Source organism: Lacticaseibacillus boliensis, from assembly GCF_054784775.1.
Window position 1 is genome coordinate 66,095 of record NZ_BAAIHN010000009.1, and the last position, 20,613, is coordinate 86,707.

The following is a 20,613-nucleotide window of genomic DNA, read 5'->3' on the forward strand; positions in this document are numbered from 1 at the left end:
TATGTCAAAAATCGCGATTGTTACCGACAGCACCGCCTATCTTACCACTGACCAAATTTCCGGATTACCGATTCGCATCGTCACGACCCCGTTGATCGTTGGCGGCGAAACTTTTGACGAAGGCGTCGACATCACCCCGAAAGAATTTTACGCCAAGATGCGCGCGGCAAGCGATTTTCCCCACACCTCGCAACCTCGCCTGGCCGACGTGCTCGCCACTCACCGTGAATTGAAGGAACAAGGTTACGACACGGTGCTCAACATCTACCTTTCAAAGACGATTTCCGGGATCTATAGCACCGTCTCTGCGGCGGCGCCTGACATCGAAGGCCAGCAGGTCGTCGTGTATGATTCGCAGATCACCGTCATCTTGATGGGGCAGATGGTGTTGACCGCCGGCAAAATGGCGGCCGCCGGTGCCAGCCTCGATGCCATCATCGCCCGGCTCGACCAGCTGCGCGCGTCTGTCGATGAATACTTCATCGTCAACGATCTGATGCACCTCGTTCGTGGCGGCCGGTTGAGCAACACGGCCGGCATGCTGGGCAACATGCTCCACATCAAGCCGCTGTTGACCTTCGATGAGACTCACAAAATCGTGGTGTTTGAGAAGATCCGCACCCTTTCGCGCGCCTACGCTCGGGTCGAGGCCTTGTTTACCAATGCGTTGGCTCAAGCGGATTATCCGCTCAAAGCCTGGGTTATCAGCGCCGGTAACGACCAAGAGGCCGATTCTTGGCAACATAAACTCCAGCAACAGTTCCCCCAAGCGACGATCGAGCGCTCGTTTTTCGGTCCCGCGATCACGACCCACATCGGCGAAAACGCCATCGCCTTAGCCTGGATCCGCGACCCAGACCGCGATGGCGGTCCCCACTAAGTTCAACTGTCTGTCCGGCAACGCCAGTGTCTGTTGTTTTGTAGACCAGTAAGCTGTCGGGTGCGGGCAAAAGCGACTCCAGCAGGATCAATCTGTCGTGGAGGCGGTGCTCGATGGAGCTAACTCTCCGCTACGCTTCGAGTGGATCTCCATCTGCGCTCATTCTATGGCGACAAGTCGCCAAGAATGATGCCACCACGTCAGATTGACCTGCTTCCGTCGCTTTCGCCCACACTCTGGATTCTACATATCAGGATCATTTGATGTCATGGACAAACGGGTCAACTTGTTGATTATAACTAATCCGTTCTTAGCTAGATGTACTGTCAGCCGCTAGTCCATTTCTACTCTCTTGGAAATTGCCACTTCTGGTGACGCAGGACGCTAACGTCAGGGTTTGGTGTGTGGAGGCCCGAGATGGCTCAGGCGCGGCATTGTTGTTAGCGGCTTGCCGCTTACAACAAAGGCGTCGAGGAAGATCCACTCGGCTTTGCCGAGTTAGCTTCCGAGCGCCTCGCACCGTTCCAGCCATCTCAAGAGCCGGAACACACCAAACCCGACCTATACCACTATCTCAAACACCAACCTAAACACGCTTACGCTACCGAACAGTGTTAATTTTGACTAAGTGCATATAAATAGCCGGCGATTCCACAAAATTGGAATCGCCGGCTATTTCATTTTATTTTGCGGCGGCAACTGCGGCCATGGCGACTTTGTTAACCCAGTTGATTGGCTGATCAAAGTTGGGTTGGAAGAAGGTGTCGAGCATGGCTAGCTGATCGATGGTCATGTGCGTCTGGATCGCCATGGAGATCATGTTGGCAGACATTGACACGTCATGTTCGGAATAAAAGGCGCCTCCTTTGATCTCTCGGGTCTGCGGCTCCCACACGAGCGTCGCCAGCACCGGCGTGGTCGTCAACATAAACTCTGGGCGGTAATTCTCCTCGATCGAAACGCTTTGCAATGCCAAACCACGGGCGGCTCCGCCGGCGACGGTCAGGCCGCTGGCAGCGATCGTGTGGCCAAACAGCTCGACGGCACTGGTGGCCTGCGTTCCGAGGTAAGCTTCGGTGGGCTTGTGAATATTGCGGCCGACCAAGATCCCCTGACGCACGGCGTTGGTCGCCAGCGGAATATAATCCGCTTTGCCGGTCGGGTTGTAATGTACCGTTGCGGCATCCCCTGCCACATAGATCTCTGGGCGCGAGCTGCGCATGTATTCGTCGGTCACCACTGCCCCGTTAGCCAGCATGTCGACTTTGCCTATCAGCAAGTCGGTGTGCGGGCGGAAGCCGATGGCCAGCACGGCGATATCTGCGGTATGCGTCGCCACATCTGTTTCCACCGTGATCTGCTGGTCGCCGGAAAAGCCGGTGACTTTTTCACCCAGCGCCAGCGTCGTGTGATGCTCGCGGTAAGCCGCTTCGACCCGGTCGGTGATTTCTTGATCGAAGTTTTTGGCCAACACGCGATCGACGGCATCGATCAAGGTGACCTGCTTGTTTGCCAAGGCGAACTGCTCTGCGATCTCAGCGCCGATGTAGCCGGCCCCGATCACGATGGCCGAATCGATGTCGCCGACCGTTTCCCGCAGACGCTGGGCATCGGTGTAATCTTTGCAGAAATAGATCCGCTGATGATCGATTCCTGGGATCGGCGGCACGACCGGTGCGGAGCCTGGCGTGAAGACTAATTTGTCATAGCTTTCTTCAAAATGCTCACCTGTGACCAAATTCTCGACTTCTAAGCGTCGCGCATCGACATCGATCGCGGTGACGTTGTGTTGCATCTTCATTGTGGCGCCCAGCTGGCTTAACGCCTCTGGCGAGGAATAAAACATTTTGTTTGGATCAGACACGTGATCGCCCACCCACAGCGCAATGCCGCAGGATAAAAACGACAAGTTGTCGTTGCGTTCAAAGACAACCACTTCATCATCAGGGTGTTCGGACAGGATCTGTTGGGTGGCAAACGTACCGGCGTGGGTCGCGCCAATAACAGCAATCTTCATCGGATAACTTCCTTTCTCAACATCAGCATCTTTCACATCTCGATTGTACCATCTTTGATTGTGCACTGTCTAACAAAACAGGACTTATTATTATTATAATAAAAAGGAGCCTCCGGAAACTACCGGAAGCTCGCTTGCAAACCTATTTGATTTCCTTCGCCGTGGTCTCTGGCCCAAAGAAGCCGACAACCGCCGCAGCGATCACCGCCATGATGGCGATCGCGTAAAAGATGACGTTCGGTGATACCCGCGTGATGGCAAAGGCCACTGCGGTTGGCATCAGCACGTTCAGTAACTTGGCAACCGCGTTGGCGATCCCGGCACCACGGAAACGGTGGCTGGTTTCGAATAATTCGTTGGTGTATACCGATATGACCGACGCCATCAAGATGTAAAACGTGGTCGTTAACAGTAAGCCGTTGATGATTGTCCCCACCGTTGTGGTTTCATAAGCATACGCGATGCCCAAGATAGCCGTTAAGCAGAAGGTCGTGACGATCAGCTTTTTGCGGCCGGTGTGTTCGATCAACAGCGTCCCGATCGTAGCGCCGATCGGTGCCCCCAGCATCATCACCGCGGAGAACCCGATCGATGAGAAGATGCTGATCCCTCTGCGCATCAGCAGCGTTGGGACCCAAGACGTGAAGGTGTATTGGCAAAGCAGTGTGGCCCCAACGGCGACACTGGCAACGAAGACCCCACGCCCGAAGCTGACTTTGACGCGTCGCTCATCTTCGTTTTTAGCGGTGACCGGGTAATTCCCGTTGACGTTGAGTTGATCCACGATTTTTTGTGCTTCATCAGAACGACCGCGTGCGATCAGCCAGCGTGGTGATTCTGGGAAGTTGTGCCGCGCGACCCATAAGATCAACGCCGCGATCCCCATCACGATGAACATCGACCGCCAGCCAACATTAGGCACCATGAACGTCGCGATCAAAAGCGTTACCGGTGCACCGGCGTTGGCCACGATCGCAATCATGCCTGACCAGAAGCCGCGCCGGTTAACCGGTGCAAACTCGTTGACGATCGCGTAGCCGGTGACGATTTCAGCGCCTAACCCGACCGCCGCGAAGAACCGGCAGAAGATCATCCACTGGATGCTTGGCATGAATGCTGAAGCCAAGGTGAACGCCCCGAAAAGCAACAGGTTCGATTGATACGACCGCCGCCGGCCGAAGAAGTCGCCGATGTAACCCGCCAACAGCGACCCCACGAAAAGGCCTAAGAAGCCGGCAGACAAGAACATCGACCCTTGCGTGACGGTGGCAAACTTCGCGTCGATCATCGCGGTGTTGATGGCCGAGGCCATATAGACGTCTGCGGCATCTAGAAAGATCCCGAGGCCTGCCAAGGCGAAGACTTTATAAAACAACGGTGATTCCTTGGCGTAATTCAGCTGTTGTTCAATAGGTGTATCTGTGACTTCCATAATTTGTACTCCTTTTAGCGAATCTCTTTGCGGGCTGTTTCAGGGCCGAAGAAGGCAACGACGAACGCCGCAAAGATGGCTAAGATCGCAATGGCATAATAGATGTAATTTGGGGAAACGTGCATGATTGCAAAAGCAACTGCGGTCGGCATCAAGGCGTTGAGCGCCTTGGAGATCCCGTGAGCGATACCAGCACCACGGAAGCGGTGCGCGGTATCAAACAGTTCGTTGTTATAGACGCTGACGGCAACCGCCATCAGGATATAAAACGTGACGGTGATCAGAAAACCGTTGATCAGAATGCCCATGGTGCTACTTTGATGGGCGTAGGTGATGCCTAAGATGGCGCTGGCGATGAAACTGCCAACGATCATTTTTTTACGGCCGACATGATCGACCGTCATCGTTCCAATGAAACCACCGACTGGCGCGCCGAGCATCATGATGGCGGAAAACCCGATCGAGCTCACGACGGAACTGCCGCTACGCATCAGCAGCGTCGGGACCCAAGTTGTGAAGGTGTACTGGCATAGGCACACCGCAGAAACCGCAATCGACGCGACGATCACGCCGCGCATGAAGCTGGTGTGGCTTTCACGCTCTTCTTGGGACACCTCGGGTTCGTCGTAGTAACCATGCTGATTCATTTCTTCGACGATCGCAGTGGCTTCTTTTTCCCGTCCTTGCGACATCAGCCACCGCGGTGACTCTGGGAAGTTGTGCCGCGCGACCCACAGAATCAGCGCCGCGATGCCAACAACGATAAACATCGACCGCCAGCCAAAATGATGGATCATAAAGGTCGCTATGACCAAAGTGATCGGCGCGGCGGTGTTCCCGATCAGGCTAGTCATCCCGGTCCAGTGCCCGCGGCGTTGAACGGGTGCGAACTCGTTGACCACCGCATAACCGGTGACGATTTCCGCCCCTAACCCGACAGCGGCAAAGAAGCGACACGCCATCAGCACATAGATGTTTGGTGCAAGCGAGGCGATCAGGGTGAAGACCCCGAAGATAAAGAGGTTGATTTGATACGACCGCTTGCGACCATAGAAATCGCCGATATAACCGGAGATGATGGCACCGATGAACAGGCCTAAGAAGCCGGCGGAAAGAAAATAAGAACTTTGCATCGTGGTCGCAAATTTTTCTGCGACGATCTGGGTGTTGATGGCACTGGCCATGTACACATCGGCTGCGTCGAGGAACATGCCTGCGCTAGCGAGAGTGAACACTTTGTAGAACAATCGGGATTCTTTACCATAATTCATTCGTTGGTCGATCGTCATTGGGGTTGCTGAAATTTCCATTGTGTTCACTCCTTTATTTGGTTTGATTGGAACAATAATTGCAGCGGTGCGCTAGGCACCGGAAAGATTAGGAAGATGCTGATCGTCGAGCTCTGGTTAGTTAAATACCGGGCGGTTGGCTTCATACGCTTTGATCTGATCTTCGTATTGTTCGGTCAGGCTGATGTCGTCTTGGCCTTTGAGAAACTTTTCTTTCCAAGTCGGGTTCATGTCGAAGTGGAAGGTGTGGTCGCGGAAGATCACGTTTTGGGCTTCAAGATCGATGGTGACTTCTTCGTCGGCTTGGCATTCGCGCAGGATGGCGCGATCTGCTTCTGGCAAGATGATCGGCAGGAGGCCGTTTTTCGTGGCGTTCATGAAGAAGATATCTGAGAAGCCACCGGCGATGACGGCGCGGAAGCCGTAATCGGTCAGTGCCCATACCGCGTGTTCACGGCTGGAGCCGCAACCGAAGTTGTTGCCGGTGATCAAGATCGTGGCTCCTTGATGTTCTGTTTGGTTCAGCGGGAAGTCTTTCTTCTGACTGCCGTCTTCGTTATAGCGCCAGTCGTAAAAGGCGTTGATTCCAAAGCCGGTACGCAGGATGTTTTTCAAGAACTGCTTGGGGATCAGGATATCCGTGTCGATGTCGTCGTTGGGAATGACGATGGCTTTGCTGGTTTCTTTAACAAAAGCTTCCATAATATGAATTCCTCCTATAAAAAGGCGCTTATGCGGTGACTGGTGACTTCGAGATGTCGACGAAGTGGCCGGCAACTGCGGCCGCAGCGACCATGGCAGGGCTGGCGAGGTGGGTGCGGGCACCGGCACCTTGGCGACCTTCGAAGTTCCGGTTAGAGGTCGACGCACAGTGCTTGCCGGCCGGGATCTTGTCTGGGTTCATTGCCAAACATGCGGAGCAGCCAGGTTCACGCCATTCACAGCCGGCGTCGATGAAGGTCTGCGCGATGCCTTCGTCCATGCACCGGTTGCGGACGGCCCGAGAACCAGGCACGACCCAAGCGGTGATGTTGGAAGCGATATGTTTGCCCTTCATGAATTCTGCGGCGGTCTTGAGATCTTCATAGCGGCCGTTGGTGCAAGAGCCGATGAAGACATAATCTAACGGGATATCTTCCGCGTGCATGCCTGGGTGTAAGCCGATGTAGTCGTAAGCTTTTTTGTCGTTGTCGTCCTCGACTGCTGGTAACGTGTCGCGGACGCTGGCGGCCATGCCGGGGTTCGTGCCCCAAGTAATCATCGGTGCCAATTCGGAAACGTCGAATTCGATCACCTTGTCATAGTCTTCGATCGAATCGGTCTTGTACTTCTTCCAATAAGCGATCGCTTTGGCCATGTCTTTCGGCGCGTATTCGCGGCCGGCAACGTAGTCAAAAGTCTTGGCGTCTGGTGCGACCATCCCGGTCTTGGAACCACCTTCGATACACATGTTGCAGATGGTCATGCGGCCTTCCATCGACATGTTTGTGATCGTGTCGCCGAAGAATTCCATCGCGTACCCTTGCCCAAAGGCAACGCCATATTTGCCGATCAGCCCCATGATGATGTCTTTGGGGAAAACGTTGTGTGGCAGCTTGCCGGTCACATGGATGCCCATGGACTTCGGCTTGGTTTGCCAGATGGTTTGGGTGGCCATGACGTGTTCGATTTCACTGGTCCCGATCCCGAAAGCCAAGGCGCCAAACGCCCCGTGGGTGGAGGTGTGAGAATCCCCGCAGACAATGGTCTTGCCGGGTTGCGTCAAGCCACGTTCTGGCCCGACCACATGGACGATGCCTTGCCGGGAGTCCCCGATCTTTGCCAGCGTGATGCCAAACTCTTTGCAATTTTTCTCAAGGGTTTCGATCTGGGCCTTAGCGATCGTGTCTTGAATGTTGAAAATGTTCTCGGTGGGAACATCGTGATCCATCGTCCCGAAGGTCAGGTCCGGCCGGCGAACGGTGCGGTGGTTCATCCGCAACCCTTCAAACGCCTGAGGTGAGGTGACTTCGTGGATCAGCTGCAGGTCGATATAAAGTAATTGGGGTTCGCCTGGTTTGCCAGCAACAACATGGTCTTGCCAAAGTTTGTCTAACATCGTAGTCATATTTGTCGTCTTCTTTCTATTTCACTGATTAGATCCGCGCAATGATGGCATCGGTAACTTCGGTCGTGGTGGCGTTGCCGCCAAGGTCCGGCGTCGTGATACCGGCGGCGATCACCTGATCGCAGGCGGCTTCGATCGCTTCAGCCATCTCATTTTTCTGGAAGGAATATTGCGCCATCATCGCGACACTTTTGATCATCGCGATCGGATTGGCGATGCCTTGCCCGGCGATGTCCGGGGCGGAACCGTGAATCGGTTCGTACAGGTTCGGGCCGCTGGCACCGGCAGACATCGACGGGATCGTCCCGATCGAGCCTGTGATCTGTGCCGCTTCGTCGGACAAGATATCTCCGAACAAGTTGGCGGTGATGATCACGTCAAACGCGGTCGGTTTGGTCAAGATCGCCATCGTGGTGGCATCGATGTACCGGTAGTCGACGCTGACTTCTGGGTAGCGTGTTGCCACACGCTCAGCCGTCGCCCGCCAGAACTTCGAGGTCGCCAACACATTCGACTTATCCACGATGGTCACATGCTTGCGGCGCTGCATCGCCATGTCAAAGCCTGTGGTCATGATGCGTTCAACTTCCGCCTTGGAATAATACATGGTGTCGATCGCATGGTCTTCTGCCAACTCCCGCGGCTTGCCGAAGTAGGCGCCGGAGGTCAATTCCCGGGCGATGACGAAGTCGGTGCCGCGGACGATGTCGGCCTTCACCGGGCTGGCATCGATCTGAGATTCACTGACCTTCGTCGGCCGGATGTTGGCGAAGAGTTGCAAGGCCTGCCGGATCCCGAGCAATCCGGCTTCCGGACGCTTCGGGGCATCATCCCACTTAGGCCCGCCGATGGCCGCCAACAAAATCGCGTCGGCGGCTTTGGCGCCTGCCACGGTGCTGTCCGGAATCGGATCACCGCAGGCATCGATGGCCGCGCCACCGAAGGGATATTCTGTGGTGTCGTAATCGAAGTCAAACTTTTCAGCGGCGGCCTTCAAAACCTTCAACGCCCCTGCCATGATTTCCAGGCCGATGTAATCTCCAGGTAAGACGGCAATATGATAAGTCATGTGTTACTCCTTTCAGCTTCAAGCGTAAAAAAAATCGGCCAGTCTTAGTCACAAGGACTAATGCTAGTCGATCGTTGTCGGCTAGCCACCGACTATCTCAACACGGCGATGCTCAACAACAAGGTTGCAATCATAATTTTAGCGTTTTGATTCATCTCTGGCTTAATCATTCTCACAACCTCCTGCTTTTTAAGTATGAGGCTATATTAACGTTTTCTAATAAAACTGTCAACAGTCTTTCAGAATTTAATCATAAATCGATAAGTCAAGGCTTCCGAGCCCGTCGATCTTGCCTTCCAGCTTGTCGCCAGCGTGCAGATAAATCGCCGGATCGTGGCCGACCCCGGTGCCCATCGGCGTGCCGGTGAAGAGCAAGTCACCCGGCTGCAGCGCGACGATGCTCGACAGATAGGCGATCAAGGCTTCTGGTGTAAACACCATCTGCGACAGCGGCGCGTGCTGCATCACCTGACCGTTGACGGTTGTGGTGATCGTCAGCGCGTCGCGATCGCCTAACTCATCAGGCGTTGTCAGCCACGGGCCGACCGGGGCAAAATTGGCAAACGACTTGCCCAGGCTGAACTGGCCCGGGTCGTTGGCAAACTGAACATCGCGGTCCGACAGGTCTTCGCCGACCATGTACCCGGCGATGTGCTTGGCGGCGTCGGCTTCTTGAATGTCGCGGCCGCCGATGCCGATCACAACGACCAGCTCGGTTTCCCAATCGGTGCGCGGTCCGTGCATCTTGACGGCCGCCGTTGGGTCTGCAATGGCGCTAGGAAACTTGGTGAAGATGCTTGGGGTCTTGGGCAGCGCCAAGTGGATCTCTTTGGAGTGATCCGCGTAGTTCATGCCGATGGCAAAAACCTGGCTGGGTTCCGGAATCGGCGCCTGCAAGTCGGCGGCGGCCACGGGCTGGGCTTGGCCCAACTGCCAGTTGGCTGCGCCTGCGATTTGGGCAGCCAAGACGGTTTTGAAGTTGGTGATCTGCTGGCCGGTGTGGGCATCAGTCAGCAGGTAAGGATGATTGTGAATACGGGCAATTTTCATGGCTAAAACTCCTTTTTATGATAGTAGGCGGCGACTTGGTTGACATAATCTTGGGCGGCGTTGACCTTGGCCAATAAGGCCCGATCGTGGGTGACGGTATTGCCACTTTCCCGCAAAAACGCGTATTGGGCCAGGTACGGCAACTTGCGGCTTTTTGCCAGCTCGATTTCTTGTTGGCGGTCGTAGTCGACCTTACGAAAATCAACGGCGACGCGTCCGGCGTCATCGATCGACAACAGCGCATAATGTGCGCGCTGATCGGCAAAAAAGCGCGGCCACAAGCTGTACGGCTGCCCGACGGCGCCGGGGTTGATGATCAGCTGGCCTTGCTGGGTCGTGCGCATGACCTGCTGATGGGTGTGGCCGTACACGGCGATATCGACCGTCGGCGGCACCAAGGCATCGAAGTTCATCTGCGGCTGCGCGGGATACAGGCTGCGGCCTTCGTCTTGATCAGGCAGGTTGTGGGTCACCTGGATCGTCACGCCGTTGACCGTTCGCGTCGTGCAGATGGGCTTGGCGGCGATAGCGGCCATCATGGTTTGCGGCGAATGGTCGTTGAGATACGCGCTCAAGGTCGCCAGGTAGATCGCGCCTGGATCGTTGAGGGTAAAATCCCCACGCAACATGGCCAACACGGCGTCTTCCCAGTTGCCGCGCAACCACACCTGCGGCTTCACCGCGGCCAGCTGGGCATACAAGTCCCCCGCCCCCGGTCCGGGCAAAAACAGATCGCCTAAAAACCAATACGCGGTTGCGTGTTGCGCGAAGGCATCCGCCAACACCGCGGTCAACGCCCCGACATTGCCATGAATATCTGCCAGCAACGCGATTTTTTGTGTCATGCAACTCACCTCGTGCGTCCATTGTAACCGTCGAACTAAAAATTTGCCATCTTCAAACGAGCCGGCTATGCTTAAACCGTATCGGACAACGCGCTCACGACATGAAGGAGGTTGCCATCATGGCTTCAAAAACGATCCTCAATGTTTATTATGACGACACGCACGAATTAGCGTTAGACCTGTATGAAACCCGCGGGGCCGCCCGCGCCGGGGTGATCTTGATCCACGGCGGCGGCTGGTTTCGCGGCGACAAGGCCAAAGAAGCCGACTGGGCTGGCCGGCTGAACGACCGTGGCTTTTTTGTCATCGCCCCTAACTACCGCGAAGGCGACGGCGGCCACTATCCGGCGCCGCTCGAGGACATGGATCGGCTCTGGCAGTGGCTCCAGCACCGCGAGTTGCCGTTCAACCGGCGCTTGTTGGCGGTCGCCGGGGCGAGTGCCGGCGGTAACCTCGCCGTGGAAATGAGTCTCAAATACGGCATCCCCGGCGTCAGCCTGTCTGGCATCTTGGATATCGAAGACTGGCTCAACAACCATCAAGACGTCGTGCCACACGAAGGTGACACCAGCAATTTCGCCACCGCCGCGTCCAACACCATCAACCAAAGCGGCGCCAACGATAGCTTCTATAAATGGTTCATCACCAACTATCTGCCCGACCCCAAGGACTATGCCCGTGCAACGCCGGCCAAACACGTGACCAACGCCAGCGGCCCGCTGTATCTGGCCAACTCGCTCAACGAGTTCGTGCCTACCACCGGCGTCACGCAGCTTTCCGCCGCCCTCAGCAAAGCTGGCATTCCCCATGCTACCCGCCTGTTAACGGGTACCCGTCACGGGGAAGGCTATCTCGACGACGTCTTCGCCTCCACCACTGCCTTTCTCGAACGCAGCCTCGAACTGCACTGACTTTGGCCATTATTTGCGAGATCCAAAAAGCGGTTCTGCAAGTTGCAGAACCGCTTTTTGGGTTAAAATGTCTTGGCGACGCGTTGGGCTTCTTCATTGGCGCGGGCGAGGAATTCTGCATCGCGGTCGGGATACGTCCGCCCGCCTTCGCAATAGATCCCGGTGTAATCCGTGACGCCAAACAGGTTCATGATGAAGCGCAGGTGCGGATCGCCAAAGTCACCGTCAGGCATCTGCGACACGTCTGGCAGGTGATAAAAACCACCGGCGGCCTGGATGTGCAGCGCCTTTTTGCCGCTCAACAAGCCGACTGGGCCGTGGTCCGTGTACTTGAACGTCGCGTGCGGGATCGCGATGACGTCGATGTATTGCTTGAGTTCTGCAGGCAAGGCGTAGTTATACATCGGGCTGGCAAACACGTATTTGTCGGCGCCGACAAATTCGTCGAGCAAGGCCTGGCGCTTGGCGGTGTCGGATTGTTCCGCTGGTGTCAGCGGCTGGTGGGCGGCCAGCTTGCCCCAGGTGGCAAACAAGTTGCCGTCTGTTGGCGGCACCGGTTCTGCAAAAAGATCCCGCACGATCAGCTCGTCTTGGGGATGGGCTTGTTGATAAGCGGCCGTGAAGGTGTCGAGGACGGCCAACGTGTTAGAATGAGAGGTAGTGTGGGGATGGGCTTTGATGATAAGAACTTTCATGTATTAACGCTCCTTTTTATGACTTGTCACCTAAGGCTACATCTTCAAGTCAACTTGAAGTCAAGAGGAATAATCATGGCTTATACGATCAGTGAATTCGCCGCCAAACTCAACTTAAGCACGCCGACCGTGCGCTATTATGAAGATGAAGGCTTGCTCAAGCCGCAACGCGCCGCCAACAATCGGCGGTTTTATACCGACGAAGACGTCGCCTGGATGCGCTCGGTGTTGCACCTCAAACAAAGCGGCATGCAACTCGAAGACATTCGCCGCTTCATCGCCTTGCGCGCCCAAGGTAATTCGACGCTGGACGCCCAACGCCAAATCGTGGACGAACGCCTGGCAAAGCTGCAACACCAAATCGCCACCTTGTCTGCCCAACGCGATCAACTCATTGCCAAGCGCCATGATTTTGACCCCGTCGACGGCGGCGCTCCGATCATCGCCACCGAACCGTTCACCGCTTACCTCAAGCGGCTTCATGACAAGCAATAGCTACACAAAAACGCCGCTGTCGCGCAACGAAAAATAGTTGCGTAACAGCGACGTTTTTTGGTGTCGTGAATTACTGCTGATCTGCCCGCACCAAGCTGCGTGTGGCCTGCACGATGCGTTGGGCGACCGTCGGGTTATCCATGGTGTAGATATGGATCCCGTCGACGCCGTGAACCAAGAGGTCGACGATCTGGTCGATCGCATAGGCGATGCCGGCGTCGCGCATCGCGATCGCATTGCCTTCATAGCGCTGCATCATCGACACGAACTTATCCGGCAAGTGCACGCCGCCCATTTGCGCCATGCGCTGGATCTGCTTCTGGTTCAACACCGGCATGATCCCCGCTTCGATCGGGACGTTGATGTCGGCGGCACGGCAGCGATCGACAAAGTCGTAAAAGACTTGGTTGTCGAAAAACAGCTGCGAGATCAGCTGGCTGGCGCCGGCGTCGACTTTGAGCTTAAGGTGGGCGATGTCGTCGGCGAATCCGTGAGATTCGGGATGGCATTCCGGATAGCAGGCGCCGATCACGTTGAAATCACCGCGCGCTTGAATATGTGCCACTAGGTCGTTGGCATGGGGAAAATCATTGCTGACGCGGCCGTCTTTGGGGATGTCGCCGCGCAAGGCCAAGACGTTTTCGATGCCGTGCTGAGCAAACTGGTCGAGCATCTCGTCGACTTCTTCACCGGTCAGCTGCGCCGCTGGCAGGTGGGCGACCGGCTCGATGCCGTATTCGCTTTTGATCAGGCTGGCGATTTCCAAGGTCCCCGCCTGCCGCTTGCTGCCACCGGCGCCAAACGTCACCGACACGAAGTCAGGATCCAGCTGGCTGAGCGCATCCATGGTGCTATAGATGCGCGTGAAGTCGATGGACGGCGACTTTTTGCGTGGCGGGAAGACCTCAAACGACACCACCTGATGTTGGTTAAACAGTTGGTTGACTTTCATGAATTTCCTCCCGAACCTGGCGTGTCGCCGTGACCAGATTCTTCAGGCTAGCGACAGTTTCGGGTTCTTCACGTGTCTTCAAACCGCAATCAGGATTGATCCAGACGTTATCCAGCGGGATCCGGGCCAAGATCTTGTGGATGATGTCGACGATTTCTTGAACAGACGGTACCCGCGGTGAATGGATGTCATAGACACCAGGGCCGACATGGGTTTCAAAATGCGTGTCGTGTAAGACATCCAACAGGGTCAAATCAGCACGTGCGGCTTCAAACGAGATCACGTCGGCGTCTAAGGCGTCGATGGCATCGATGATATCTTGGAATTCGGAGTAGCACATGTGCGTGTGGATCTGCGTCGTCGGCTGCACGGCGGCGGCCGTCAGGCGAAACGCCGGCACGGCCCAGTCGAGGTATTCTGAATACCAGTCTTTCTTGCGTAGCGGCAGGTTTTCACGCAGCGCCGGTTCGTCGATTTGGATGATCTTGATGCCGTTTTTCTCCAGATCCAGCACTTCGTCTTGCAAGGCCAGCGCGATCTGTTCGGTCGACAGCTTTGCCGGCACGTCAGCCCGTGGGAACGACCAGTTCAAAATGGTGACAGGCCCGGTCAGCATCCCCTTGACCAGCTTCTTGGTTTGGCTTTGGGCATAAACGGTTTCCGCCACGGTGATCGCGTGCGGCCGAGAAACGTCGCCCCAGATGATCGGTGGCTTCACGCCACGGGTGCCGTAGGATTGGACCCAGCCGTTTTCGGTGAAGCGGAAGCCTTCGAGGTTTTCGCCGAAGTATTCGACCATGTCGTTACGCTCGAACTCACCATGGACCAAAACGTCTAAGCCGAGGTCTTCTTGAATCTTCAACCAGCGCCGCGTCTCAGCGTGGTTGAATTCGGTGTATTGTTCCTTGGTGATCTCGCCTTTGCGCAACTGCGCACGGTTCTTACGCACGGCAGCGGTCTGCGGGAACGACCCGATCGTGGTCGTTGGCAGCACCGGCAGCTTCAGCGTCTCGGCCTGCAGCTTCAGGCGGGTCTGGCGCTCTGGCAAGCGGGTGTAGTCTTCTGGCTTCAAGGCCGCGATCTTGGCGTTCAGCTTGGCGTTTTCTTCATAACGCGGCTTGGCAAACAGCGCCTGGTTGGCCGCAAACGCCGGCGTGTCGGTGCCATTCTTGCGGATCGCGTCGAGGTCTGCGAGCTCTTGCAGCTTCTCTTCGGCAAAAGCGAGATATTGCAGCTCGTTAGCCGCGATCTTGGTTTCGTTGCGGGTGGTGTAAGGCACGTGCAACAGGCTGGTCGAAGTGGACAACACCGCGTTATCCGGTAACTTGGCCAAGATGTCTAAGGCGTCTTGGTAGTTGGTCTTCCAGATGTTTTTGCCGTTGATCACCCCGGCAAACAGCAGCTTGTCGGCTGGGAAAGGCTTGGCGGCCAGCGTCTTGAGGTTGGCGGCTTTGCCTTCATTGAAGTCCAGCCCGATCCCGTCGAAGTCTAACCCCAACAAGGTGTCATATGAATCGCGGACATCCCCGAAGTACGTCTGCACCAGCACCTTGAGCGCGCCTTTGTTGCCCAAGATCGTGGTGTACAAAGACTTGAACAGGGCCAGGTCTTCGTCTGTTTGGTCGTATACCAAGGCCGGTTCGTCGAGCTGGATCCACTCTGCACCTAAACCGGCGAGCTTGGTGAGGATCTCGGTGTATGCCGCGCTTAACGCTTCGACAAATTCTGCCGGCTTGCGGCCGTCTAAGAAGCGGCTAAGACGTAACAAGGTGTATGGGCCCACCAAGGTCGGACGGGCGTTGATGCCTTGGGCCTTGGCTTCTTCAAACTGGCTGAACAACTGCCAGTCGCCGACTTTGATCTGCGTGTCTTGGTCAAATTCCGGCGTCAAGTAATGGTAGTTGGTGTTGAACCACTTTTTCATCGGCAACGCCTTGACGTCGCCGTCTTTGCCTTGGTAGCCACGGGCCAAGGCAAAATATTCGGCCAGGTCGTCTAACTGCAGATCCTTGTAGCGCTTAGGCACGATGTTGAGCAGCTTGGCGGTGTCCAAGGTCGTGTCAAAAAAGCTGAAGTCCCCGGTCGGGATCTGATCGATGCCGGCAGCTTGGATCGTCTGCCAGTTCTTGCGCCGTAATTCTTTGGCGGTCGCCTGCAGCTCGTCTGCAGACAGCGCCTGCTTGAAATATTTTTGGGTGGCAAATTTTAATTCACGGTGCTCACCGATCCGGGGATACCCGATAATTGTTGTCGTCATAATATTGTTCCTCCTAAGTTGATGATCAAAAGAAAAGAGCCGCCCGATGCATATGCATCAAGGACAGCTCTGCTGTGGTACCACCTTGGCTTTGGGCAACGCTCACACGCGACCCCTTAAGCGGTCCGGCCAGATTCGGCGAGACCGTCACGCTATAATGGGCGTTCCCATGACGACTTCACCGAAGCTCAGCCGCCAAGCGCATCACCAAGACCATCTTCGCGTAAGCATCCTTGCCACCTCTCATCAATGGTAGCTCTCTGAAAAGGATGGGCATCACACTACTCATCTTTTAATCGCTTTTTCATGTTGGATTCATCATAACGACATCGGCATAGGTTGTCAACGAATCCGGCATAGTCTTTTCCTATCGCGGGGTATAGCCTGCGCCTATGATAGTTTAAGTTTTTCTTGGCAAGCCTATGTCGCCGGCATCCTTGCGCTAAAATCAAACTGGAGGTGATCGCCATGCGCCGCATGGTTTGCGGATTCTTACTGGTTTTGGGCCTCGTGTTGGCGCCGGCTTCGATCGTTCATGCGGCGACGCCAGCGCCGGTCACCGTTTATCTTCACGGCCACCATGGCAGCCAGCGCTCGATGTTGCCGCTGATCCGAGCCGCCCAGCGGCAAGTGGGCGCGACGCCGGCGTTAGTGGCAACGGTGTCTGCACGCGGCCAGGTCCACTTCAGCGGGCACCTGACGGCAATGACACCGCGGCCGCTGGTGCAGGTGGTTTTTCAAAACGCTGATACCGTCGACTACCACCGCCTGTGTCGCTGGCTTCACAACGTGATGGTTGGCCTGGCGACGCGCTACCACGTCCAGCGCGTGAACATCGTCGCTCACAGCCTGGGCAACACCGCCGTCGAGTGGTACCTGCTGGGCTGGGGCAACGACCCGCACCTGCCGCGCGTCGTTAAGTGGGTCAGCATCGCCGGCAACTTCGACGGCATCCCGCGCATGCACATGCAGCCGCGCCACAACCACATTCAACCCGACGGCCGGCCGCGACTGATGGCGCCGGAATTTCGCCAGGCAATGCTGATCCGCCGCCGCTTCCCCGCCGTTGCCATCTTGAATCTGTATGGCGATGTCGACGATACCCATTCCGACGGGCGCATCCTCAACGCGTCAACGCGCGCATTAGGTTTCTTGGTTGCCGGGCGCGCCGCCAGCTATCGGGAACAGCGCATCACGGGCCCCGATGCCAGCCACAGCGCACTGCGCTTCAATCCACGCGTCATCAAGGCCACCAACGACTTCTTGTGGCATTGAAAAAACGCCGCGCCATCGCGATTCAAAAACGAATCGTGGTGTCGCGGCGTTTGTGATTTAACAGCCGGCTTCTCCCGGCACACAATCACATTGCACCATCTCCGGCGCGTCTTTGAGCTTGGCTTGAACCAGCGTCGCCAGCCCTCGAAGATCCGCTTGGGTCATCGGGGTTTGTTCGACCAGGTCAATGATCGTCTGGCCCCTGCGCATGGCACACAAATGTGAGAACAGCTCTTGGACTGTCGTGTCCATCGCCACTTCTTCTTTGACGGTGGGGCGATAAACATAGCGTCTGCCTTCTTGCGAGACGGCCAGCAACCCTTTTTTGACCAGACGCCCCAACAACGTCTTGATGGTCGAGTCCGACCAATCGCGTTTCATCTGTAACAACGTGATCAACTCGCGGCTGTGGATACTCCCCTTCGTCCACACGATCCGCATCAGGTCCCATTCCGCAGGTGTAATTTCATCTATTTTAGGTGTCACAATGCTCCTCCTTGTGATCGACTTTCATCGATTTGCCCCGCTTAAGTTGGTTCACATTTTACCACCTTTCATGACCGCTTACAGTGGAAAAATTGGGCAATCGGTTTCCTTGCCGCGACGCGCGAGTGCCTTTTTCATGCGGTTTGTATCATGAAAGCGCCATCACCCAAGCCGCGCCATTATTCCGCAAGACTTACATCGCAAGTGTAAAATCTAGTGCGCATATCCTGAAAATTATGTTAGAATGAAAGAGTAAAAAAATTCTGTTTTCATTCTTTAGGAGGAACTATACATGCCATTAGTACACGGCACTGAATTGTTTCAAGCTGCTCGCAAGGGTCACTACGCTATCGGCGCGTTCAACACCAACAACCTTGAATGGACCCGCGCGATCCTCAAGGGCGCACAAGAACTGAACGTTCCAGTTCTGATCCAAACTTCCATGGGCGCTGCAAAGTACATGGGCGGCTATGAACTGTGCAAGCAACTGATCGAAGCAACGGTTAAGTCCATGGACATCACCGTTCCAGTTGTTATTCACCTCGACCATGGTGACTTCGAAGCTGCTAAGGAAGCTATTGCTGCCGGCTACAACTCCGTTATGTTCGATGGCCACGACCTGCCTTTCGAAGAAAACGTTGCTAAGACCAAGGAAATCGTTGCCTTGGCTCACAGCAAGGGTATCTCTGTCGAAGCTGAAGTTGGTTCTATCGGCGGTGAAGAAGACGGCGTTGTCGGCGAAGGCGAATTAGCATCTGTTGAAGAAGCTAAGACCTTAGCTGCAACCGGTATCGACTTCTTGGCTGCTGGTATTGGTAACATCCACGGCCAATATCCTGACAACTGGAAGGGCCTGCACTTCGACCGTCTCCAAGAAATCGCTGACGCCGTTGAATTGCCATTGGTTCTCCATGGTGGTTCCGGTATCCCTCAAGACCAAGTCGAAAAGGCTATCTCGATGGGTATCTCCAAGCTTAACATCAACACCGAATGCCAACTCGCCTTTGCCAAGGCTACTCGTGAATACATCGAAGCCGGCAAGGACAAGCAAGGCAAGGGCTACGATCCTCGTAAGCTCCTCGCCCCTGGCACCCAAGCCATCACCGATACTTTCGAAGAGATCTGTGGCTGGATGGGCACCAAGCCTGTTAAGTTGGTTCCTGAAGAAATCTAATTTAACAGTTAATGAAAACACCGATCAGCGTTTGCTGACCGGTGTTTTTTTTGACGTTAAGATACCATCATTAACCTGCGATCTTCTCAATGATGAACAAGAAAGGCCACTTGTTTAAGTCTTATTGCTGAACGACCCACTTTGCAGAATATTTTTCATCATCATTAGATCCTGCAGCAGTCAAATACTCAGAATATTCGATTTCGAGCTTCTTATTAGTTGCGTATACTTGGCTCAACGTATACCATGTCGTCAATGTACCCGAGTGGCCAACCGATACCATGTCACCACCATCTTCGTAGCTGACATTTGTTGCCTGTGCGCCAGTTGAATCATAGACCTCAATTCCGGTACTTGGTCCCCACTCATCATTAAGACCATAATTTGTATACTTCATCGAAAGCTGGATAAGATTGTCCTTTTTCCCCTGATTAAAATCAGGATCGTCAATCACGCCATCTTCGGTCGCGAAACCGCTAAACTTGCTATCCGCCTGTGTCAGCGTTAATCCGACAAGTTTCTTTCCCGCTTTATCCTTGATGATATACTCTTTACCCATGACCGCGGTTGATTTAGTAGTCTTGTTAGTATTTTCTGCGACGACTTCAGTGTCCTTAGCCGATGAGGATGCGTTTTGTGTCGCAATCTGTGCTTTCAATGATTTTACTTGTTGTTTCAAGCTACTATTATCGGCTTTCAACTGCGAATCACCTGCAGAGCGGCTGCTATTACCACAGCCCGCAAGTACAGCTACGGATAAAAGTGTCACAAAAGATACGAATAAAACCTTTTTCACATTTAGTTCCCCCTAGAAACCCTAAAAATGTACGCAAATGCGCCAAAATTCAATATATCATATGTATACATTTGTTAACATTGGTACCCCATTAGAAATCAACCATAAAATAGCGCCGCATCATAACCACTCAAAGACAACGAGTGCTGATGCGACGCTATTTAGATGATGACATGTCTCAAGTTGTGACCGGTTAATTACCGCTGGAACTCCCGCTCGAGCGTTTTAACAACCTGCCCATCTCGCGTGCGGTAGCTGACCTTGATCGTCTCAGCATCCCACACCACCGTCGCGTATGTTCCGCGCAAGTGGGCGAACTCGCCGCGCGGCTGAGAGATGGAACCAGGATTTAAAAGCACTGTGTTGGTGTGTTTTTCGACACCAAGCTGATGGGTGTGGCCGAAAATCACCAGGTCGGCCTGCGCTTCTTCCCCTGCCGCGAGCAAGTGGTCGAGGGAAAAATTAACGTTGTAGCGGTGGCCGTGGGTCATGAACACCTTCAAGCCCGGCAGCTCGCGGGTGACGGTGAGCGGAAACGCGGGATCAAAATCCATATTCCCAGCGACGGGTTGATAGATCTGGAATAACGGATCATCTGCCGTTAGTTCTGAATCGCCGGCGTAAAAAAATGCCGCCGCATCTTGATGTCGTTCAGCAATCGCCTTGAGGATCTCGGCATCGCCATGAGTGTCGCTCACTGCCACAAGATACATGTTGTTTCCTCCTTAACCGTGTCAAAAATCCCAGCTAAACCCGTTTTGCGCCGCTTTGGCTCCTCTAGCTTTGCAAAGCAACGCTGGGCTGTCTAAGCTGTCTCGCTCCACAGCACGGCTTCGCCGCACCATGGCCAAGCCATCTTAGACTCCCAGCTAAACCCGCTTTG

At 54.9% G+C, this 20,613-nt stretch carries 19 protein-coding genes; 5 read left to right on the forward strand and 14 right to left on the reverse strand.

Annotated features, from left to right (window positions below):
* Position 1 precedes the first annotated feature (1 nt).
* Positions 2 to 880 (forward strand): DegV family protein, encoded by an 879-nt coding sequence (locus tag ACYVRB_RS05820; protein WP_461214151.1) that lies wholly within the window; start codon positions 2 to 4, stop codon positions 878 to 880.
* Between the two features lie 682 nt (positions 881 to 1,562).
* On the opposite strand, the gene ACYVRB_RS05825 is transcribed toward ACYVRB_RS05820, so the two are convergent.
* The 8 genes from ACYVRB_RS05825 to ACYVRB_RS05860 all read right to left on the reverse strand — a co-directional run bounded on the left by ACYVRB_RS05825 (position 1,563) and on the right by ACYVRB_RS05860 (position 10,689).
* Positions 1,563 to 2,897, reverse strand: a complete 1,335-nt coding sequence (locus ACYVRB_RS05825) for an FAD-dependent oxidoreductase (RefSeq protein WP_461214152.1) — start codon at positions 2,895 to 2,897, stop codon at positions 1,563 to 1,565.
* A gap of 142 nt (positions 2,898 to 3,039) precedes the next feature.
* Positions 3,040 to 4,329: an MFS transporter gene (locus ACYVRB_RS05830; RefSeq protein ID WP_461214153.1), complete on the reverse strand. Its 1,290-nt coding sequence runs from the start codon at positions 4,327 to 4,329 to the stop codon at positions 3,040 to 3,042.
* Positions 4,330 to 4,343: 14 nt separating this feature from the next.
* Positions 4,344 to 5,639 carry an MFS transporter gene (locus ACYVRB_RS05835; RefSeq protein WP_461214154.1) on the reverse strand — a complete coding sequence of 432 codons (1,296 nt, stop codon included), beginning with the start codon at positions 5,637 to 5,639 and terminating at the stop codon, positions 4,344 to 4,346.
* A gap of 96 nt (positions 5,640 to 5,735) precedes the next feature.
* The gene (leuD, locus tag ACYVRB_RS05840; RefSeq protein ID WP_461214155.1) at positions 5,736 to 6,320 is read right to left on the reverse strand and encodes a 3-isopropylmalate dehydratase small subunit; all 585 of its coding nucleotides are present in this window, start codon (positions 6,318 to 6,320) and stop codon (positions 5,736 to 5,738) included.
* A gap of 28 nt (positions 6,321 to 6,348) precedes the next feature.
* Positions 6,349 to 7,725: a 3-isopropylmalate dehydratase large subunit gene (leuC, locus tag ACYVRB_RS05845; RefSeq protein WP_461214156.1), complete on the reverse strand. Its 1,377-nt coding sequence runs from the start codon at positions 7,723 to 7,725 to the stop codon at positions 6,349 to 6,351.
* Positions 7,726 to 7,753: 28 nt separating this feature from the next.
* Positions 7,754 to 8,794, reverse strand: a complete 1,041-nt coding sequence (gene leuB, locus ACYVRB_RS05850) for a 3-isopropylmalate dehydrogenase (RefSeq protein ID WP_461214157.1) — start codon at positions 8,792 to 8,794, stop codon at positions 7,754 to 7,756.
* A gap of 246 nt (positions 8,795 to 9,040) precedes the next feature.
* Complete coding sequence (locus tag ACYVRB_RS05855; RefSeq protein ID WP_461214159.1) at positions 9,041 to 9,844, reverse strand: fumarylacetoacetate hydrolase family protein; 804 nt, start codon at positions 9,842 to 9,844, stop codon at positions 9,041 to 9,043.
* 2 nt (positions 9,845 to 9,846) lie between these two features.
* Positions 9,847 to 10,689, reverse strand: coding sequence for a metallophosphoesterase family protein (locus tag ACYVRB_RS05860; RefSeq protein WP_461214160.1), 843 nt, complete (start codon positions 10,687 to 10,689; stop codon positions 9,847 to 9,849).
* Positions 10,690 to 10,808: 119 nt separating this feature from the next.
* On the opposite strand from ACYVRB_RS05860, the gene ACYVRB_RS05865 reads away from it, so the two are divergent.
* The gene (locus ACYVRB_RS05865) at positions 10,809 to 11,600 is read left to right on the forward strand and encodes an alpha/beta hydrolase fold domain-containing protein (protein WP_461214162.1); all 792 of its coding nucleotides are present in this window, start codon (positions 10,809 to 10,811) and stop codon (positions 11,598 to 11,600) included.
* Positions 11,601 to 11,662: 62 nt separating this feature from the next.
* Here ACYVRB_RS05865 and ACYVRB_RS05870 read toward each other — a convergent pair whose 3' ends face one another.
* Complete coding sequence (locus ACYVRB_RS05870) at positions 11,663 to 12,295, reverse strand: FMN-dependent NADH-azoreductase (protein WP_461214164.1); 633 nt, start codon at positions 12,293 to 12,295, stop codon at positions 11,663 to 11,665.
* A gap of 75 nt (positions 12,296 to 12,370) precedes the next feature.
* Between ACYVRB_RS05870 and ACYVRB_RS05875 the strand changes: the two genes are divergently transcribed.
* Positions 12,371 to 12,790, forward strand: coding sequence for a MerR family transcriptional regulator (locus ACYVRB_RS05875; RefSeq protein ID WP_461214166.1), 420 nt, complete (start codon positions 12,371 to 12,373; stop codon positions 12,788 to 12,790).
* Positions 12,791 to 12,860: 70 nt separating this feature from the next.
* Here ACYVRB_RS05875 and metF read toward each other — a convergent pair whose 3' ends face one another.
* Positions 12,861 to 13,742, reverse strand: a complete 882-nt coding sequence (gene metF, locus ACYVRB_RS05880) for a methylenetetrahydrofolate reductase [NAD(P)H] (RefSeq protein WP_461214167.1) — start codon at positions 13,740 to 13,742, stop codon at positions 12,861 to 12,863.
* Positions 13,720 to 15,999, reverse strand: a complete 2,280-nt coding sequence (gene metE / locus ACYVRB_RS05885) for a 5-methyltetrahydropteroyltriglutamate--homocysteine S-methyltransferase (RefSeq protein ID WP_461214168.1) — start codon at positions 15,997 to 15,999, stop codon at positions 13,720 to 13,722. Before metE ends, metF begins: the two co-directional genes overlap by 23 nt.
* A gap of 468 nt (positions 16,000 to 16,467) precedes the next feature.
* On the opposite strand from metE, the gene ACYVRB_RS05890 reads away from it, so the two are divergent.
* Positions 16,468 to 17,274 (forward strand): alpha/beta hydrolase, encoded by an 807-nt coding sequence (locus tag ACYVRB_RS05890; RefSeq protein WP_461214170.1) that lies wholly within the window; start codon positions 16,468 to 16,470, stop codon positions 17,272 to 17,274.
* Positions 17,275 to 17,331: 57 nt separating this feature from the next.
* On the opposite strand, the gene ACYVRB_RS05895 is transcribed toward ACYVRB_RS05890, so the two are convergent.
* Positions 17,332 to 17,760, reverse strand: coding sequence for a CopY/TcrY family copper transport repressor (locus ACYVRB_RS05895; protein WP_461214172.1), 429 nt, complete (start codon positions 17,758 to 17,760; stop codon positions 17,332 to 17,334).
* Between the two features lie 292 nt (positions 17,761 to 18,052).
* On the opposite strand from ACYVRB_RS05895, the gene fba reads away from it, so the two are divergent.
* Positions 18,053 to 18,934: a class II fructose-1,6-bisphosphate aldolase gene (gene fba / locus ACYVRB_RS05900; RefSeq protein WP_461214173.1), complete on the forward strand. Its 882-nt coding sequence runs from the start codon at positions 18,053 to 18,055 to the stop codon at positions 18,932 to 18,934.
* A 121-nt stretch (positions 18,935 to 19,055) separates the two neighbouring features.
* Here fba and ACYVRB_RS05905 read toward each other — a convergent pair whose 3' ends face one another.
* Both ACYVRB_RS05905 and ACYVRB_RS05910 read right to left on the reverse strand, forming a co-directional pair.
* On the reverse strand, positions 19,056 to 19,730 hold the full coding sequence (locus ACYVRB_RS05905) for a hypothetical protein (RefSeq protein ID WP_461214175.1): 675 nt from the start codon (positions 19,728 to 19,730) through the stop codon (positions 19,056 to 19,058).
* 197 nt (positions 19,731 to 19,927) lie between these two features.
* The gene (locus tag ACYVRB_RS05910) at positions 19,928 to 20,443 is read right to left on the reverse strand and encodes a YfcE family phosphodiesterase (protein WP_461214176.1); all 516 of its coding nucleotides are present in this window, start codon (positions 20,441 to 20,443) and stop codon (positions 19,928 to 19,930) included.
* Between the last annotated feature and the right edge of the window lie 170 nt (positions 20,444 to 20,613).

Coding starts and splice junctions, on each gene's coding strand:
- ACYVRB_RS05835 (WP_461214154.1), bottom strand. CDS start 5,639: ATGGAAATTTCAGCAACCCCAATGACGATCGACCAACGAATGAATTAT.
- ACYVRB_RS05855 (WP_461214159.1), bottom strand. CDS start 9,844: ATGAAAATTGCCCGTATTCACAATCATCCTTACCTGCTGACTGATGCC.
- leuB (WP_461214157.1), bottom strand. CDS start 8,794: ATGACTTATCATATTGCCGTCTTACCTGGAGATTACATCGGCCTGGAA.
- ACYVRB_RS05865 (WP_461214162.1), top strand. CDS start 10,809: ATGGCTTCAAAAACGATCCTCAATGTTTATTATGACGACACGCACGAA.
- metE (WP_461214168.1), bottom strand. CDS start 15,999: ATGACGACAACAATTATCGGGTATCCCCGGATCGGTGAGCACCGTGAA.
- ACYVRB_RS05910 (WP_461214176.1), bottom strand. CDS start 20,443: ATGTATCTTGTGGCAGTGAGCGACACTCATGGCGATGCCGAGATCCTC.
- metF (WP_461214167.1), bottom strand. CDS start 13,742: ATGAAAGTCAACCAACTGTTTAACCAACATCAGGTGGTGTCGTTTGAG.
- ACYVRB_RS05825 (WP_461214152.1), bottom strand. CDS start 2,897: ATGAAGATTGCTGTTATTGGCGCGACCCACGCCGGTACGTTTGCCACC.
- ACYVRB_RS05870 (WP_461214164.1), bottom strand. CDS start 12,295: ATGAAAGTTCTTATCATCAAAGCCCATCCCCACACTACCTCTCATTCT.
- leuD (WP_461214155.1), bottom strand. CDS start 6,320: ATGGAAGCTTTTGTTAAAGAAACCAGCAAAGCCATCGTCATTCCCAAC.
- leuC (WP_461214156.1), bottom strand. CDS start 7,725: ATGACTACGATGTTAGACAAACTTTGGCAAGACCATGTTGTTGCTGGC.
- ACYVRB_RS05860 (WP_461214160.1), bottom strand. CDS start 10,689: ATGACACAAAAAATCGCGTTGCTGGCAGATATTCATGGCAATGTCGGG.
- ACYVRB_RS05875 (WP_461214166.1), top strand. CDS start 12,371: ATGGCTTATACGATCAGTGAATTCGCCGCCAAACTCAACTTAAGCACG.
- ACYVRB_RS05830 (WP_461214153.1), bottom strand. CDS start 4,329: ATGGAAGTCACAGATACACCTATTGAACAACAGCTGAATTACGCCAAG.
- ACYVRB_RS05820 (WP_461214151.1), top strand. CDS start 2: ATGTCAAAAATCGCGATTGTTACCGACAGCACCGCCTATCTTACCACT.
- ACYVRB_RS05890 (WP_461214170.1), top strand. CDS start 16,468: ATGCGCCGCATGGTTTGCGGATTCTTACTGGTTTTGGGCCTCGTGTTG.
- fba (WP_461214173.1), top strand. CDS start 18,053: ATGCCATTAGTACACGGCACTGAATTGTTTCAAGCTGCTCGCAAGGGT.